At 69.1% G+C, this 16,126-nt stretch carries 18 protein-coding genes; 8 read left to right on the plus strand and 10 right to left on the minus strand.

What is annotated here, in order from left to right:
- Positions 1-80 precede the first annotated feature (80 nt).
- Positions 81-380: an MGMT family protein gene (locus H7F38_RS18230; RefSeq protein WP_187091153.1), complete on the plus strand. Its 300-nt coding sequence runs from the start codon at positions 81-83 to the stop codon at positions 378-380.
- Between the two features lie 89 nt (positions 381-469).
- Positions 470-1,522 (plus strand): DUF4192 domain-containing protein, encoded by a 1,053-nt coding sequence (locus H7F38_RS18235; protein WP_187091154.1) that lies wholly within the window; start codon positions 470-472, stop codon positions 1,520-1,522.
- On the opposite strand, the gene H7F38_RS18240 is transcribed toward H7F38_RS18235, so the two are convergent.
- The 4 genes from H7F38_RS18240 to H7F38_RS18255 form a co-directional block, all read right to left on the minus strand.
- Positions 1,500-2,306 carry a TIGR02569 family protein gene (locus H7F38_RS18240; protein ID WP_222618158.1) on the minus strand — a complete coding sequence of 269 codons (807 nt, stop codon included), beginning with the start codon at positions 2,304-2,306 and terminating at the stop codon, positions 1,500-1,502. The two genes, H7F38_RS18235 and H7F38_RS18240, sit on opposite strands and share 23 nt — an antisense overlap.
- A 64-nt stretch (positions 2,307-2,370) precedes the next feature.
- Positions 2,371-3,534, minus strand: a complete 1,164-nt coding sequence (gene moeZ / locus H7F38_RS18245; protein WP_187091156.1) for an adenylyltransferase/sulfurtransferase MoeZ — start codon at positions 3,532-3,534, stop codon at positions 2,371-2,373.
- Between the two features lie 151 nt (positions 3,535-3,685).
- Positions 3,686-4,942, minus strand: a complete 1,257-nt coding sequence (locus tag H7F38_RS18250) for a DUF3152 domain-containing protein (RefSeq protein WP_222618159.1) — start codon at positions 4,940-4,942, stop codon at positions 3,686-3,688.
- Positions 4,939-5,970 carry an alpha/beta fold hydrolase gene (locus tag H7F38_RS18255; RefSeq protein ID WP_187091157.1) on the minus strand — a complete coding sequence of 344 codons (1,032 nt, stop codon included), beginning with the start codon at positions 5,968-5,970 and terminating at the stop codon, positions 4,939-4,941. The genes H7F38_RS18250 and H7F38_RS18255 overlap by 4 nt, the downstream gene beginning before the upstream one ends.
- Before the next feature lie 153 nt (positions 5,971-6,123).
- Between H7F38_RS18255 and H7F38_RS18260 the strand changes: the two genes are divergently transcribed.
- The 4 genes from H7F38_RS18260 to H7F38_RS18275 all read left to right on the plus strand — a co-directional run bounded on the left by H7F38_RS18260 (position 6,124) and on the right by H7F38_RS18275 (position 9,567).
- The gene (locus H7F38_RS18260) at positions 6,124-6,432 is read left to right on the plus strand and encodes a hypothetical protein (protein WP_187091158.1); all 309 of its coding nucleotides are present in this window, start codon (positions 6,124-6,126) and stop codon (positions 6,430-6,432) included.
- The gene (locus H7F38_RS18265; RefSeq protein WP_187091159.1) at positions 6,429-8,036 is read left to right on the plus strand and encodes an alpha/beta hydrolase; all 1,608 of its coding nucleotides are present in this window, start codon (positions 6,429-6,431) and stop codon (positions 8,034-8,036) included. Before H7F38_RS18260 ends, H7F38_RS18265 begins: the two co-directional genes overlap by 4 nt.
- Before the next feature lie 60 nt (positions 8,037-8,096).
- Positions 8,097-8,828: a hypothetical protein gene (locus tag H7F38_RS18270; protein ID WP_187091160.1), complete on the plus strand. Its 732-nt coding sequence runs from the start codon at positions 8,097-8,099 to the stop codon at positions 8,826-8,828.
- A 124-nt stretch (positions 8,829-8,952) separates the two neighbouring features.
- Positions 8,953-9,567 (plus strand): TetR/AcrR family transcriptional regulator, encoded by a 615-nt coding sequence (locus H7F38_RS18275; RefSeq protein ID WP_187094808.1) that lies wholly within the window; start codon positions 8,953-8,955, stop codon positions 9,565-9,567.
- Between the two features lie 19 nt (positions 9,568-9,586).
- On the opposite strand, the gene H7F38_RS18280 is transcribed toward H7F38_RS18275, so the two are convergent.
- Together H7F38_RS18280 and nucS are read right to left on the minus strand one after the other, a co-directional pair.
- Positions 9,587-9,817: a DUF3107 domain-containing protein gene (locus H7F38_RS18280; RefSeq protein ID WP_187091161.1), complete on the minus strand. Its 231-nt coding sequence runs from the start codon at positions 9,815-9,817 to the stop codon at positions 9,587-9,589.
- Positions 9,818-9,994: 177 nt separating this feature from the next.
- Complete coding sequence (nucS, locus tag H7F38_RS18285; RefSeq protein ID WP_187091162.1) at positions 9,995-10,654, minus strand: endonuclease NucS; 660 nt, start codon at positions 10,652-10,654, stop codon at positions 9,995-9,997.
- A 96-nt stretch (positions 10,655-10,750) separates the two neighbouring features.
- Here nucS and H7F38_RS18290 point away from each other — a divergent pair, with 96 nt between their 5' ends.
- Positions 10,751-11,608, plus strand: coding sequence for a sucrase ferredoxin (locus H7F38_RS18290; RefSeq protein ID WP_187091163.1), 858 nt, complete (start codon positions 10,751-10,753; stop codon positions 11,606-11,608).
- On the opposite strand, the gene murA is transcribed toward H7F38_RS18290, so the two are convergent.
- Entirely contained in the window at positions 11,605-12,861 is a 1,257-nt protein-coding gene (gene murA / locus H7F38_RS18295; RefSeq protein ID WP_187091164.1) for a UDP-N-acetylglucosamine 1-carboxyvinyltransferase, read from the minus strand. The two genes, H7F38_RS18290 and murA, sit on opposite strands and share 4 nt — an antisense overlap.
- A gap of 109 nt (positions 12,862-12,970) precedes the next feature.
- Here murA and H7F38_RS18300 point away from each other — a divergent pair, with 109 nt between their 5' ends.
- Positions 12,971-13,546 (plus strand): cob(I)yrinic acid a,c-diamide adenosyltransferase, encoded by a 576-nt coding sequence (locus H7F38_RS18300; RefSeq protein ID WP_187091165.1) that lies wholly within the window; start codon positions 12,971-12,973, stop codon positions 13,544-13,546.
- Positions 13,547-13,600: 54 nt separating this feature from the next.
- On the opposite strand, the gene H7F38_RS18305 is transcribed toward H7F38_RS18300, so the two are convergent.
- From H7F38_RS18305 to atpD, 3 genes are all read right to left on the minus strand, one after another.
- A complete protein-coding gene (locus tag H7F38_RS18305; protein ID WP_187091166.1) occupies positions 13,601-14,059 on the minus strand; it encodes a DUF2550 domain-containing protein in 459 nt (152 codons plus the stop codon).
- Between the two features lie 29 nt (positions 14,060-14,088).
- Positions 14,089-14,481 (minus strand): F0F1 ATP synthase subunit epsilon, encoded by a 393-nt coding sequence (locus H7F38_RS18310; protein WP_187091167.1) that lies wholly within the window; start codon positions 14,479-14,481, stop codon positions 14,089-14,091.
- Between the two features lie 219 nt (positions 14,482-14,700).
- A complete protein-coding gene (gene atpD / locus H7F38_RS18315) occupies positions 14,701-16,125 on the minus strand; it encodes a F0F1 ATP synthase subunit beta (protein WP_187091168.1) in 1,425 nt (474 codons plus the stop codon).
- Position 16,126 lies beyond the last annotated feature (1 nt).

The following is a 16,126-nucleotide window of genomic DNA, read 5'->3' on the forward strand; positions in this document are numbered from 1 at the left end:
CAGATCCCACCACGGAGCACCGACAGCGGAGGATCTGCCACGCGGTCGCGTCCCCGGCCGGGGCTTGGCAGGATGGCCGGATGGACATGGAACTGGCGGCCCGGATGCTGGATCAGGTGGCCTCGGTCCCACCCGGGTTCGTCGCGACCTACGGGGACATCGCCGCCAGAGCCGGTTCCAGATCGCCCCGGCTGGTCGGGCGGGTGCTCTCCGAGATGTCCGACGACACCACCGGATGGCATCGGATCCTGCGGGCGGACGGCACCCCGGCAGAGCATCTGCGGACGGAGCAGATCGGGCGGCTGGTCGCCGAGGGTGTCCAGGTCACCCGCGGCCGCGTCGACCTGGGACGGTTCCGATGGCGCCCTGAGCCGGCCTGATTCCGCCGGAGTTGTCCCCATGGCTCGATCTGTCCACAATCGGCCGACGCCGCTGGCGGTCGTCGCGGCAACAGCCGATCTTTGTGGCCATGACGACAACCGACGAGACGACCACCGTACGACTGACCGGGCGGAGCGGTCTGCTGGCCGCGGTCCCCGCCCTCCTCGGGTTCCACCCGAAGGAGAGTCTGGTGATGGTGTGCCTGTCGGGGCCGCGGCGCCGGGTCGGTCCGGTGATCCGGATCGATCTGGACGATCTGGACGAGCCGGGGACGCGCCCGGGTGAGATTGCCGGGCCGATCGCCCAACTGCAACTGCACGCGGCCCGCTACGCGGACGAGATCGCGGTGATGTGCTACACCGAGCGACCCGGCCGGCCGGCCGAACTGGACGCGGTGATGCGTGCGCTGGTGGAGTCCGGTGTCGGCATCCTGGATACCGTCCGGATCACCGATGGACGTGCGAACTCCTGGTTGCCCGCCCATCTGGGCCAACTGTCCGACGGGCCGGGTTCGCCGATGCCCGATGCCGCAGATCCGCAGGTCGAGGAGATCACCGCGGCGACGGCGTTGAACGGCCGGGGGATCCTGGCCGATCGTCAGGCGCTGCGTGATTCCATCGCGGGGCCGACCGGGGCTGCGGCCGCACAGGCCTCGGCCTCCCTGCATGCGGCCGCCGACGGGTTGCTCGGGCGGATCGGGTCCACCGGACCGATCGAGGTCGACCGGCTCCGCGCCATGGCGGAGGTGACCATCGACGGCGGTCTGCGTCAGGTGGCGGCGACCGGGACGGTCGACCCGCCCACCGCCGCGCTGATCACGCTGTTGCTGTGCGACATCGGCATCCGGGACGGGGTGATCGCGCGCGCGGTCACCCGGATCGACGAGTCGTTCGTGCCGATGCTGATCGCCGTGGCCCGGACGACACCAGACGACGACGCCGCCGAGGTCTGCGCAGTGCTGTCGATGGCCGCCTACCGCCGCGGTGACGGTGCACTCGCCCAGGTCGCGGTCGACCGTACGTTGATGAGCGAGCCGAACCACCGGCTGGCGCACCTCATGCTTGCCATGATGGCGTCCGGGATCCCGCCCGCCGATCTGGAACATCTCGCGACAGCGGTCAATCCAGGAACGGTCGGATGAGCTCGGCGGCGGAGAGCATCTCGACCATCGACGACGGCGTGCTGCGCGGGTGCGACAGGCTCACTGCCAGACGGAACATCAAGGCGCGCAACAACATCTGCGGCCATTCCGGGAGGTCGGACCAATCCTCGAGCAGCTCGGTCTGCGCGCCGCCCCAACTCAGCGCGTCCACCGCGATGACCGCGGCGGACCAGACGGCGGGTCTCCAGTACGGAGTGATGTCGATGACGGCGGGCGGTGCGGAACCGGCGAAGAGCACATTGCAGAACATGTCTCCGTGCACGACCTGCATCGGCAGATCGACCGGCTTGCGTCCGATCGCGAGCTCGTGGAACAGCCGGGCCCCGTGTCCGTCACCCAGCTCCCACGGGCCTTTGACCGGTTCACCCCAGGCCAACCGATCGGCCCAGCTGTACAGGTCGCTGCGGTCTCGCAGGTATCGGGGGTTGGGCACTGCGGCCAGCGCCTCGTGGAGGACCAGCGACGTCTCGATGATCTCGTTGTACCTCGGCTCGACCCGACCGGAGACGAATCGCTGGGCCGACCACCCGGCCACCACCCAGCGTCCGTCGGACGAACGGACCGGGCGGGCGACCCGGATCCCGCTGACCCTGAGTTGCTCGAAGGTGGCGGCGATCCAGGATGACTCCGCGGTGTTCTCGACCGGCTTGAAGACGACGTCCCCGCACCGGAAGGCCAGCCCCCGGCCGCCGGACAGATTTTCCGGCTGTGCCGAACCCGCTCCGAAGGCGGCGAGCACATGGGCCGGCGGCGGGGTGGACACGAGCAGTGACGGTACAGGCCCGGGGGGCCCGACCGTCACTTCACTCGCCGTCAGGCGGTTCGCGTCAGTAGCTGGGGAGACTCGGGTCGACCTGCTTGATCCAGGCCAGGACGCCCCCGCCGACGTGCACCGCATCGGCGAAGCCTGCCTTGTGCAGCACCGCCAGCGCCTCGGCCGATCTCGCCCCTGACTTGCAGTGCAGGATGATCTGGCGGTCCTGAGGAATCAACGACAGCGCCTCGCCGGAGAGGATGTCGCCCTTGGGGATCAGCACCGAACCCGGGATCGAGACGATCTCGTACTCGTTCTGCTCCCGGACGTCGATCAACGCGAAGTCCTCGCCCGCGTCCATCTTCCGCTTCAGCTCCTTGGCCGAGATGGTGTGCGACGCCGCGGCCTCCTGGGCCTCGTCGGACACGGACCCGCAGAAGACGTCGTAGTCGATGAGTGCGGTGATCGGCTCGCCGTGGGGATCACGCCGCACCCTGACGGTCCGGTAGGTCATCTCCAGGGCGTCGTAGACCATCAGTCGTCCGAGCAGGGTCTCGCCGATCCCGGTGATCAGCTTGATCGCCTCGGTCACCATGATCGAGCCGATCGATGCGCAGAGCACACCCAGCACACCGCCCTCGGCGCACGACGGGACCATGCCCGGCGGTGGCGGTTCGGGGTAGAGGTCGCGGTACTGCGGGCCGTACTCGGCCCAGAACAGGCTGACCTGGCCTTCGAATCGGAAGATCGAACCCCAGACGTAGGGCTTGTTCAGCAGCACGCAGGCGTCGTTCACCAGGTAGCGGGTGGCGAAGTTGTCCGTCCCGTCCAGGATCAGGTCGTAGCCGGCGAAGATCTCCAGCGCGTTGTCGGACTCGAGACGGTCGGTGTGCAGGATGACCTTCACGAAGGGGTTGATCTCGGCCACCGACTCGGCTGCCGACACGGCCTTGGGCTTGCCGACGTCGGACTGTCCATGGATCACCTGACGCTGCAGGTTGGACTCGTCGACGATGTCGAAATCGAGAATGCCGAGCGTTCCGACTCCGGCCGCGGCCAGGTACAGCAACGCGGGCGAGCCGAGGCCGCCGGCGCCGACCACGAGCACCTTGGCGTTCTTCAGCCGCTTCTGGCCGATCATCCCCACGTCGGGAATGATCAGATGTCTCGAATACCGCTCGACCTCGGCCTTGCTCAGCGATTCCGCCGGCTCCACCAAGGGGGGTAGGGACGTCACAATTCTCTCCTCGACCTACTGATGACCATCAACTGCACGATGAATTTCCACTGCCAGGTGGCACCCGACCGATGGGCGGGCCACTGCACTTCCCAACTGACACGCGGGTGCAATTCTTCCCGAGGAGGCAGGGCGACACCAACCGACGCGTTCAGCCGCCTGCAGCGGAGGCGGACGTCTGCGCGCCGGCGGAGCCGGTCGCCGAGGCCAGTGGATAGGGGAAGGGGTTGAACTTGCACACCTTGCCGTTCATCGGGATCAGCTGCGGGTTGAGCGGGGCGAGGTCGTTGTTGGCGGTCGACCAGGACTGCTGCATCATCACCGGCGCCAGGCCACCGTCGATGGCACACGGCTGGTGCATGTAGCCGAGGGCATGCCCGACCTCGTGGTTGATCGCGTAGACGCGGTACAGGCCGAGGTCCCCGTTGGCCGACACCGCTCCGCGCGTCCAGCGGGCGTCGTTGATGGCGACCCGTCGCTGGTCGCGGTCGTAGCACGACGCCTCGAACTGGATCTCCCAGCCGCAGAGCGAGGTCTCCCGGACCGTCATCTGGCTGGTCAGCGAGACGGTGAAGGACGGAGTCCCGGTGTCCACGCGCTGCAGCGTGTACTTTCCGGACCCGATCCAGGACCGCGGATCGGCGAGCGTGTGGTCGACCAGGGCTGCGAAGTCCTGGTCGGACTGGGTGTCCCCGATGCCGTCCTCGACCTGGATGGAATACGTGAACCTGGTCCCCCCCGAACCCATCGGCGCAGTGGTGCCCTTCACCAGGTGCCAGGTGTCCTTGCCCTTGGCGGTGAAGACGGCCCCCGGCGGAAGCGCTGCCGCGGTCAGGTTCTGGTAGGAGCCGTTCGGAATGGGTCCCTGCGAGCCGGAGGACGAGGTCGACGGTGATGGTGCGGTCGTCGCCGACCCGGCACCACCGACGGCCGGCACCCCTCCGGGGGTGCTGGGGGTCGGGGTGATGGTCACCAACTGCGTGGTGGTCGATCCACTGATCACCGTGGTCACCGAGGAGGTGACTCCCGAGGAGGCCGCTGCGGTGGAGACCGGGGGTCGACCCACCTGGACGATGACGAGCACGGTCAGCGCGATCAGCACCGGGATGGCATAGGCCCGCCAGCCGTAGCGGTGGACGAACCACCCGACGGCGCTGCGGCGCCGACCGGTGCGCGTCGGCCGCGTCCTGGTGGTCGGCCGCGGAGCCCGATCGACCGGATCCCAACTGGCCTTCAGCGGCTGCGGGCCGGGAGGCGGTCCGGCCGGGTCGTCGTCCCACAGGGTCGATCGCCCGACCGGGGGCAGCGGTCGACCACGTGAATCCAGAGGCGGTAGCGGTCGTGGCGGCCGGGGGTCGTTGGGCCTCCCCCCGCGTGGTCGGTGGGGGTCGTTACCGGGACGCGTCACCTGGTCGAGGTTGCCACAGTGTCCGTGAGACCCGGGTGCGGCGCGCCCGGGCTCCCCCAGAGTCGGCTGACCGCGCGAGCCGTCGTCACCGGATCCTCCATCTGGGCGGTGTGCCCGACACCGGCCATGATGAGCAGGCTCGAGTCGGCGAAGGCCGCCGCGGTGCGGGGAGCGAGCCGGACGTCCACCAACCGGTCGCGGGTGCCCCAGATCACCAACGTCGGTACCCGGACCGAAGCTGCATCGGCCCAGAACGACTCGGTCCGGTGCAGATAGCTCCGCAACAGGGCCCGCAGCGACCCGATGGTTCCGGTGTGCACCCAGGGGATGCTCGACCGCCAGGCCAGATCCGCTGCAGCGGCGGCATAGTCGTCGTCGGTCAGCAGGGTGGGATCGCCGAAGCACAGCTCGCCCATACCGCGGGCCCTGGCCATCGGACTCGTCGAGGACAGGCGCCGGACCGCCAGCCCCCCGGTCCCGGGGAACAGGAGAAGGCCGAGGATCGGGTCGGCCCCCCTGTCCCTGGTCAGCCGGAGGTCGGGAACGGCGGGCGAGATCAACGTGAGCGTCGCCACCAGGTCGGGATGTCGCGCGGCCAGGACCGTGCTGACCACCCCTCCGAGGGAGTTCCCGACCAGGTGGACCGGCCCGTCCGAGTGACGCCTGATCAGCGCCGCGGTCACCTCGGCGTCGTCGACGAGCGAGTAGCGACCGCGCGGCGGCGGATCGGATCGGCCGTGTCCGGGCAGGTCGACGAGGTAGCCGGTGGCTGCTCCCGCCAGCGCACCGGCCAGTGAGATCCAGTTGGTCGACGAACCGGCCAGCCCGTGCACGTACCAGGCGTCCGGCCCGGTCGGTGGGTCGGCGAGCTCGGGATGGTCCGTCCGCCTCAGGTAGACCCCTCGTCCGTCGACGATCTCGGACCAGCCGCGTGGCGGTTCCTGTGCCACCCCAGGGACATCGACCGGAACCGACTCGCTCAGCTGCGCGGTCGAGCGCAGCGACAGATCATCCAGCGAAGCGTTCACCCGATCCATGGTGACAGCCGATTGTGTCGTCCAGTTGTCCCCATGCCTCGCGCCGTCCACATTCGGGCCATCGTGCTGGTGCCTGCGACGGCGCTGCACCAGCATTGCCGGCACGACGACCGACCTCCCGGTCGCCCGAGGCAGGAGGAATCAGTGCCGAGCACGTGGGATCTCGATGTCGACACCTACTGGATCAGGCGGGCGGCCGGCTCGGTCGACGAGGCCGCGCGATGCTTCGGGGCCGTCGCCGGTGACCGGTCCCGGGTCCCGGTCTCGGTCGACGATCTCGGCCGCTGCCCATCGGCAGCGGCGGTGGTCGTCATGGTCGACGCGAGGAACAGCCAGGCCCATGCAGCCGCGGCCCAGCTGCGGTCGCTGGCGGATGCGGTCGGGCTGGGGCTTCTCGGTGCGGCCGATCGGTTCGATCGGACCGAGGTATCGGTCGGGAGCGGGCCCCGATGACGGCGGCGACCACCGCCGGCACGCTCACCGCGCGGGCCGCCGCACTCGGTGCACCGGACCCGGCCGGACCGGCCGCCGCTCTGGAGGCGATGGACGGTTCGGCGCTGCGCCGACTCTCCCAGGACACCGTCGAGGTGGCCCTTGCCATCGGCGCGGGGGGCGATCAGGTTGCCCGTGCCGGGACGGAACTGTCCCGCGGCTGGTCGGCGGATCCCCCGAGGACGACGCTCCTCCGCATCGCGACCACCGCGGAGCGAACGGCGAGCCTCCTGCACTCGCACGCATCCGCGCTCGAGCGCACCGCCGAGACGATCGACCGGGCCAGGGCCGGTGCCCGGCTGGACTGGTCGCTGGCGGCAGCCCAGATCAACGACATCGACCGCCACTCCTGGGCCGACCTGGCGGGCGCGGTCGTCGGTCTTCCGAAGCTCGGCGAGGCTCTGCAGGTCGCGTCCATCATCCGACGTCTGTTCCAGTCGCTGACCGCACGGATCGCCTCGTTGGATGCCGCGCTGGGTTCCCTGCAGTCCGCGCTGGCCGGCGATCCGACCGCGGAACCGGATGCTCTCCGGGCCGGTCCGGCTGCCCTGATGCCACCCGATCCGGTGATGAATCCGGCGTACCGCACCGATCGGCAGAATCGGACGTCGCTGGCGGCCGATCTCGGATCCGGTGTGCCGGCACGGATGAAGTTCGCGATGTCCATCCTGCAGGCGTTGCAGCAGGCCGCCGACCGCGGCGGGTCTGCGGAGCTGATCGTCTACGACTCGCGGGCCTACCGGGGTCAGGGACGGGCGGCGATCGCAGTGGGCGATCTGACGACGGCGACGAACGTGGCCGTGATCGTGCCCGGCATCAGCAACTCGCCGTCGGACATGGGTGGTGGCATCGAACTGGCCGGCGATCTGCGCGACGAGGCGGAGCGGCAGGATCCGGCCGGACGGACCGCGGTCGTCGCCTGGTACGGGTACGACATCCCGATGTCGTGGACCAAGGACCCTGGGAGCCGTCCGGCGATCGACGTCCTGGACACGCTCGCGGTCGGATCCGCGGCGAACGCGGCCGCCGGAGCGCCCGTCCTGGCTGCGGATCTGATGAGCATCAAGGCCATGTCGCAGCCCTCGGTTCGCACCACCCTGATCGGCTTCTCGATGGGCTCCACCACCGTCTCGGAGGCGGCCAGGTACGCCCTGCCCGTGGACTCCCTCGTGCTGCTGGGATCACCCGGGGCGGGCTGGGACACCGACTCCGCCGCCGGGTACCGGAACGTGCCGGCCTCCGACGTCTACACGCTGAGCTACGACCAGGACCCGGTCACCCTTCCGGTCGCCGACGATCTGGCCAGGAGACAACTGGGCCTCGCCGACCCGTTCGGCCCGGATCCTGCCGCTGACTCGTTCGGCGGCCACCACATCGACGCCGGCACGAATGTTCCGCTCGCGGTCGGCACCGGGCTCCTGCCGTCGCTGGGCCGGATTCTGGGCGATCCGCGTCACCATTCGATGAAGAATTACATGCAGGGCAGGGCTTTGAGCGCGGAAGGGTCGATCGTCGTCGGCCGGCGGGAACAGGTCCCGACCAAGCCTGGCCGCAGCCGGCGCTAGGGTGGCCGTCCCGGCGACCAGGTGCCATCGATCCCTGTGCTGGTCGGCGACAATGACGAGATGCCGACCACCGCCGGGAATCCGTTCCAGGTCGCCGCCCTGGCCTACTACCGGGCGGTCGAAGCCACCCTGCTGACCCACCTGCGTGGCCGTCGCGTCCAGGGTTTCGGTCACGCTTCCGGCCAGGCCGCGCAGGAGGATGCCCACGCCGTCGATCTGCACATCGCCGACCTCGCCGACCTGGACGAGGCGATCCGCAGCGGCATCGCGTTCTTCCGACTCCCGGGGCTGACCGGGCCCGGTCTGGTCAGCCTGCGGATCCGTCCCGGCGACGGCAGCGGCATCGACACGGTGGCCACCGCCACCCTCGCGTTGGCGCAGGCCATGTCGCAGGACGGGATCGCGGCCGCCGTGATGACCGACGGCCTCGACGGCCTCTACCTGATCGGTTTCGCGGTCGGTCCGGTGGCGCCGTCGGCGGTGGCCGTGCGGTACGCCGCCGAGCTGACCCTCCGCGCCCCGGAGATCGCCACCACCGACCCGGCCGACTTCGACGGGCGGACCCTGATCTGTCCCCTGCCGGTGCCCGGTGGCCGGGCGGTGCCTGCGCCCTATTCGCTGGTCTCCCGGGCGGGCGGACCCGGTGTCGCCGCCCCCCTGACGATGGACGAGGTCGCGGCCACGAGCGCGGGCATGCCCTTGGAGATCGAACCTGACGACGTGGTCGACCGTCTCGGGAGCTACGGCGATCTGGCTGCCGGGTTGGGCGAGGCGACGGCCCTGCCCGCGTAGGGTGATGGCGCCGTCGAAGAACCGCTCGTCCAACGAGCCGCGGGATCCGGGAACGGTCTGGTCCGTGAACGGTTCGGTCCGGCAACGGTTGGTCCGGCAACGCCGGGTGGAAGGGAGTAGCGCGATGGCCGAGTCGACGACGCGCGCGACTCCCCGACTGAGCAGGTCCGACCGGCGGACCCAGCTGATTGCCGCGGCCAAGGGCGCGTTCGTCGCCCAGGGCTATCACGCGGCGGCGATGGACGACATCGCCGAGCGAGCCGGTGTCAGCAAACCCGTTCTCTACCAGCACTTCCCATCAAAGCTCGACCTGTACCTCGCGTTGCTGGGCGAGTCGGCGGACGAGATGGTCCGACTGGTCGAGGAAGCCCTGCACGGGACCAACGACAACAACGAACGCGTCCACCGCGCGGTCGAGGCCTACTTCTCGTTCGTCGCGGACAACGACCAGGCCTACCGGCTGATCTTCGAGTCCGACCTGCGGGGTCAGGTGCAGGTGGAGCAGATCGTGGATCGCGCGACGGACTCGTGCATCGCCGCCATCACCGACACGATCACCACCGACACCGGAGTCGATCCGCAACGCTCGCGACTGCTGGCCTCGGCGTTGGTCGGCCTGTCACAGGTCAGTGCGCGGTACTGGTTGACGCAGAGCCCTGGGGTGCCGCGGGCCGAGGCGATCGAGATGCTCTCGACGTTGGCCTGGCGGGGAATCTCCCGATTCCCCCGCCAGGCCTGAACGCCGGATTCCGGCTGACTCAGCCGGTGGTGGAGAAGCCCACCCGGCGCACGTCGGCCGGGGCGATCTCGATGTAGGAGATCCGCGCCGACGGCACCATCACCCGGCGGCCCTTCTCGTCGACCAGCACCAGGGTGCCGGTCGGATTCTTCAGCGCCTCGTTGACCAGCGCCTCGATCTCGTCGGGCTGGGACGCCGACGTGACCACCAATTCGCGTCCACTGTCGGTCACACCGATCTTGATATCCACGCCGGTCCTCATTTCATGTCCACAGGAGAAGCACTACCGCTCCGAGGCTAATGCAGGCCGGGTGCACGCAGGGACGGACCGGGGCGGCCGGCCCTGCGCCGAGGGCGAACAGAGGGCCTCGCGCCCGCGCTCGCCTGCTCGCAACGGGCGGCAGGCCGAAAACCCGTCACCGACTGCTCAGAACAGACGTCCGACCGTGTCGTCCAGCCCGCGTAGTTGGTCGTAATCCAGCACCAGACAACGGATCCCACGATCCTCGGCCAGCGTGCGGGCCTGCGGCTTGATCTGCTGGGCGGCGAAAACCCCGGTGACCGTGCCCAGCAGCGGATCCCGGCTGAGCAGGTTGACGTACCGGGTCAGTTGTTCCACCCCGTCGATCTCGCCGCGACGTTTGATCTCCACCGCCACCACCGCCCCGGTTTCGTCCCGGCACAGCAGATCCACCGGGCCGACCGGGGTCGGATACTCGCGCCGGATCAGGGTGTAACCGGCGCCGAGGGTCTGGATCTGTTCGGCCAGCAGGGCCTGCAGATGCGCCTCGACACCATCCTTGACCAACCCCGGGTCGATGCCGAGTTCGTGCTGCGAATCGTGCAGCACCTCCTCGATGGTGATGATCAGCTGCTCGCCGGCCTTGTTCTCGACCCGCCAGACACCGTCCTGCTGCACGAGCCAGCACGGTGGGCTCATCCAGTTCAAGGGCTTGTAGGCGCGATCGTCTGCATGGATCGACACCGATCCGTCGGCCTTCACCAGGAGCAGCCGGGTAGCCATCGGGAGGTGAGCCGTCAGACGACCCACGTAGTCGACTGAGCACCGGGCCACCACGAGACGCACCCGACCACCCTAGCGGCTGCCGCCCCCCTGGCCGCCCGCAGACATGCCGCCTCCAGCAGGCCGTCCGCCTGCCGAATGCCAGGGAGAATGGACCCGGTGACGACTCCCCTGCCCGTCCTCTGCTCGCAGGCTGCCAAGGACTGCGGCGACGACCCGGCCGGTACCGCTGCGACGTTCTCCTCGTTCCTGCTCCTGCGGCACCCGGGGCCTTGGAGCGCGAACGCCGCCGAGGATGCGACCGGTCTGCTGCCCCCCGGGACCGCAGCCGCGGTGGCGGCCACCAGCGGTCTGCGTGCCTTTGCCATCCGTGACGTCCATCCCCGTCGCCGCTCCCACCCGCCGGCCGGATACTGCGGTGTCAACGGCCCGTCGGGGTACGTCGCCCCCCTCCGGGAGGCATCAGATGCCTCGGTGCCACCCGCACGGCGAGAGGCCCTGGTGGGGCCCCTGTTCGCCGTCTGCACGAACGGGCGCCGCGACCGGTGCTGCGCCATCGTGGGTCGCGGGGTCGCCGTCGGGCTGCACGCCGAGTTCGGTGATCGCGTGGTCGAGATCAGCCACCTCGGCGGTCACCGTTACGCCGGCACCATGCTCGTGCTGCCGTGGGGCTACGCCTACGGATTCCTCGATCTGGCCGGTGCCCGGGCCGTCGTCCGTGCCGCCGACCGGGGACTGGTCCATCCGCAGGGACTTCGTGGCCGGGCGGACCTGCCACCGGCCGCGCAGGCCGCCGACGTCCCGCTCCGCCGCGACCTGGGACCGGCGGCCCCGGATGCGGTGCTCATCCGCGCGGTACCGGCGGGTCACGGCGATCGGGTCAGCGTCGATGCCAGCGTTCTCGGTGAGCCCGTGACGGTGCGCCTGCGACGTGAGAGCGGACCAACCGTGGGCGAAACACTATGCGGTGGAAAACTTTTCGCCACCGGGCGATGGATCAGGGACCAGCTCGACTAGAGAGCGACCCGCTCGATCTCGGCCCCGAGCGACTGCAGATCCTCCACGAAGCGCGGGTACCCGCGGTCGATGTGGCCCACCTCGTGCACCTCGGTGACGCCTTCGGCGACCAACCCGGCGAGCACCAGGCCCGCACCGGCGCGGATGTCGGTCGACCACACCGGGGCACTGGACAGCTTCGGCCGGCCGCGCAGCGAAGCGTGATGACCATCGGTCCGCGCGTCCGCGCCCATGCGGATCAACTCGTCCACGAAACGAAAACGGGCCTCGAACACGTTCTCGGTGATCAGCGAATTCCCGTCGGCCACGGCGGCCAGCGCAAGCGCCATGGGCTGCAGATCGGTCGGGAAGCCCGGGTAGGGCATCGTGATGAAATCGACCGCGCGTGGACGCCCCTGCATGTCGACGGAGAATCCGTCGTCGAGCATTTCGATGTGCGCTCCGGCCTGCGTCAGCCGCTCGAGCGGGGCGGCCAGGTGCCGGGCGTCGACGCCGCGGACCAGCACGTTGCCCCGGGTGACGGCCGCGGCATAGGCCCAGGTGCCGCCGACCACCCGGTCGCCGACCGTGCGGTGCTCGGTCGGATGCAGGACGTCGACACCCTCGATCGTGATCATCGCACTGCCCGCGCCGCTGATCCGGGCGCCCATCCGGCCCAGCATCAGGGCCAGGTCGATGATCTCCGGTTCGCGGGCCGCGTTGTCGATCACCGTGGTGCCCTGGGCGAGGACGGCGGCCATCAGGATGTTCTCGGTCGCCCCCACACTCGGGAAGTCGAGACCGATCTGTGCGCCGCGCAGACGTTCCGCCTCACCGACGACCATGCCGTGCTCGATGCTCATCGTGGCACCGAGCGCACGCAGTCCGTTCTGGTGCATGTCCAGCGGGCGGGAGCCGATGGCGTCACCGCCGGGGAGTGCCACCCGCGCACGGTGACAGCGACCCATCAACGGGCCGAGCACGCAGACCGAGGCGCGAAGTCGCCCAACGGCCGGGAAGTCCGCTTCGTACGAGAGCTCCGCCGGAGCCGTGATCGAGACCTTGTCGCCGACCATCTCCACCCGGCAGCCCAGACCGATCAGGACGTCCGCCATCAACGGGACGTCCAGGATGGCCGGGCAGTTCGTGATCACCGTGGTGCCCTCGGCCAGGAGCGCGGCCGCCATCAGTTTGAGCACGCTGTTCTTCGCGCCCGCCACCGACACCTCGCCGCAGAGGCGGGCGCCGCCGGTCACCAGGAAGCGTTCGTCCACGCCGGGGACTCTAGTGCCCTGAGGGCTGCGCTTCCTCCCGTTCCAGGTCGTGGGCCTGTCGCAGGCCCTCGAACGGGCCCGGACACCGACCTTGCGTACGCTCGGCGGAATGGCCGTTCATCTCACCCGCATCTACACCCGCACCGGCGACGACGGGACCACCGGGCTGTCGGATTTCTCCAGGGTCGCCAAGACCGATCCGCGGCTGATCGCCTACGCGGACTGCGACGAGACCAACGCCGCCCTGGGGGTGGTGATGACTCTCGGGTCGCCCTCCGCCGAGCTCGCCACGGTGATCTCCCGGGTGCAGAACGAGCTGTTCGACCTCGGTGCCGATCTGGCCACGCCGATCGAACCGGAACCGAAGTACCCCCCGCTCCGGGTCACGCAGGAGTACGTCGACCGGCTGGAAGCGGACTGCGACCGGTTCAACGAGCTACTGGCGCCGTTGAAGTCGTTCATCCTGCCCGGTGGCACTCCGGCGGGCGCACTGCTCCATGTCGCACGGACCATCGCCCGACGCGCCGAACGCGCCGCCTGGGCCCTGATGGCCGTCGATGCCGAACGGACCAACCCGCTCGCGCCGATGTACCTGAACCGGCTCTCCGACCTGCTCTTCATCCTCGGCCGGGTCGCCAACCCTGAGGGTGACATCCAGTGGATACCCGGCGGCGACCGGTCCTGAAACGCAGCATAGGCTCCCGTCGGGGAGCCTCGATCGATGCCCGGTAGCGGAGTTTCAGACCTCGCGCAGCCCGCCGTGCTGTCGGCCGCTGATGCTGCCGGTGGCCGGTGGCACCGACTCCAGCCACGAGCGCAGCCCGGTGATGGCCTCTTCGGACAGCGCCAACTCCATCGGGGTCCTGCCGTCGGTACATCGCACCACCACGGAGCCGAACGGCAGCAGATCCGGTTCGGTGCCGGCCAATGGACGTCGCTCCCCGAGGGCAAGACGGTCACGCCGGAGCACCTTCGAAGCGACAGGCAGCGGGCTGAACGAGCGGTACAGCGTTAGCTCGCCCTCGCGGTACCGGCCCTGACCGAAGATCCACCCGCTGCCGTCGGAGGCCGTGGATTTTCGCCAGCAGAAGTCGACACCGCCGGACTTGGTCAACATCGAACGACGGAATGCGATCGCGATGATCGACGCCACCAGGACGAGGAGCAACGCGACCCCGGCGATCTCAGCGCTGACCATGTCGTCTCCCCTGCCGTCGAGTCGTCGGGTCAGACGGTCTCGCCGGTGGCCAGCAGTTGTGCGCGTGCTCGGCGCAGATCTGCCTCGGTCTCGGCGGTTTCGGTTCCGGTGGCCTTGGCACGCTCGTAGGCGGCACGGGCCTGGGTGACATCGATGTTCTCGCTGAGTTCCGCGTCCTCGGCCAGGATCGATACACGCTCCTTGGTCACCGACAGGAACCCGCCGTGCACCGCAACGCCCCGCACGGTGCCGTCCGGTTCGATGATGCGCGCTGCAAAGCCCTCACGGAGCTGGGCCAGCAGCGGGGCATGTCCGGGCATCACACCGATGTCGCCGTCGACCGTCCTTGCCACGACCATTTGGGCGGGACCGGACCAGATCTGCCGCTCCACGGCAACCAGATCAACCTGCATCTCAGACACTGATGGCTCCGCCTCTTCGCTTGGTGGATGGGCCGAGTCTAGCCGACGATGCGCATCGCTCGACTGAGCTAACTGTGCAGATCGGCCGGACCAGGAAGAAGGCCCCATCTCCCCGCAGGGGAAATAGGGCCTCCCACAACATTTTTCAGGTGGAGCGACGGTTGAGATTCCGATGCACAGGCATCAATCTTTCACCGCACGGTGATCTCGGAAGCAGCGTTACGACTCGAGGGACTTGGCCTTGGCCATCACGTCATCCAGGCCGCCGACGTTCAGGAAGGCCTGCTCCGGGATGTTGTCGTATTCGCCCTTCGCGATGTCGTCGAACGCGGAGATGGTGTCGGCCATCTCGACGTACGACCCGTCCATGCCGGTGAACTGCTTGGCCACGAAGAAGTTCTGTCCCAGGAAACGTTCCATCCGGCGGGCCCGCCCGACGAGGAGCTTGTCCTCCTCCGCCAGCTCGTCCATCCCGAGGATGGCGATGATGTTCTGCAGTTCCTTGTACTTCTGCAGGATCCGGATGACCTCCTGCGCGACCCGGTAGTGCTCGTCACCGACGAACTGCGGATCCAGGATCCGGGAGGTCGAGGACAGCGGGTCGACGGCCGGGTAGATGCCCTTCTCGGTGATGGACCTGGCGAGCTCGGTGGTCGCATCCAGATGGGCGAACGCCGCTGCAGGAGCCGGGTCCGTGTAGTCGTCGGCCGGCACGTAGATCGCCTGCAGCGAGGTGATGGACCGTCCGCGGGTGGAGGTGATCCGCTCCTGCAGCTCGCCCATCTCGTCTGCGAGGGTCGGCTGGTAGCCGACGGCCGAAGGCATCCGGCCGAGCAGGGTGGAGACCTCGGAACCGGCCTGGGTGAACCGGAAGATGTTGTCGATGAACAGCAGCACGTCCTGGTTCTGGACATCACGGAAGTATTCCGCCATGGTCAGCGCGGACAGCGCGACCCGCATACGGGTCCCCGGCGGCTCGTCCATCTGGCCGAACACCAGCGCCGTGTCACGGATGACGCCGGACTCCGTCATCTCGGTGATGAGGTCGTTGCCCTCACGGGTGCGCTCGCCGACGCCGGCGAACACCGAGGTGCCACCGAAGTTCTTGGCGACCCGGGTGATCATCTCCTGGATCAACACGGTCTTGCCGACGCCGGCACCACCGAACAGGCCGATCTTGCCGCCCTGGACGTACGGGGTCAGCAGGTCGATCACCTTGATCCCGGTGACCAGCTGCTCGGTCTTGCCCTCGAGCTGGTCGAAGGGCGGCGGCTTCCGGTAGATGGGCCAGTGCTCGGCGTCCTCCGCCGTTCCCGGCGCGTCGAGGCACTTGCCCAACGCGTTGAACACGTGACCCTTGACGATGTCCCCGACTGGCACCGAGATGGGCTTGCCCGAGTCGCTGACCGACGCGCCGCGGACCAGGCCGTCGGTGGGCTGCATGGAGATGGCCCTGACGATGTCGTCGCCCAGGTGCAGCGCGACCTCGAGGGTCAGCACGCGCTTGTCGCCCAGGCCGGAGACCTCGACGTTGAGCGCATTGAACAGCTCGGGCACCTCGCCCCGGGGGAATTCGACGTCGACGACCGGACCGATGACGCGGACGACGCGGCCGGCGACGGCGGATTTGGTGGCAGTGGTCACT

The organism is Nakamurella sp. PAMC28650 (assembly GCF_014303395.1).
Classification (GTDB): Bacteria; Actinomycetota; Actinomycetes; order Mycobacteriales; family Nakamurellaceae; genus Nakamurella.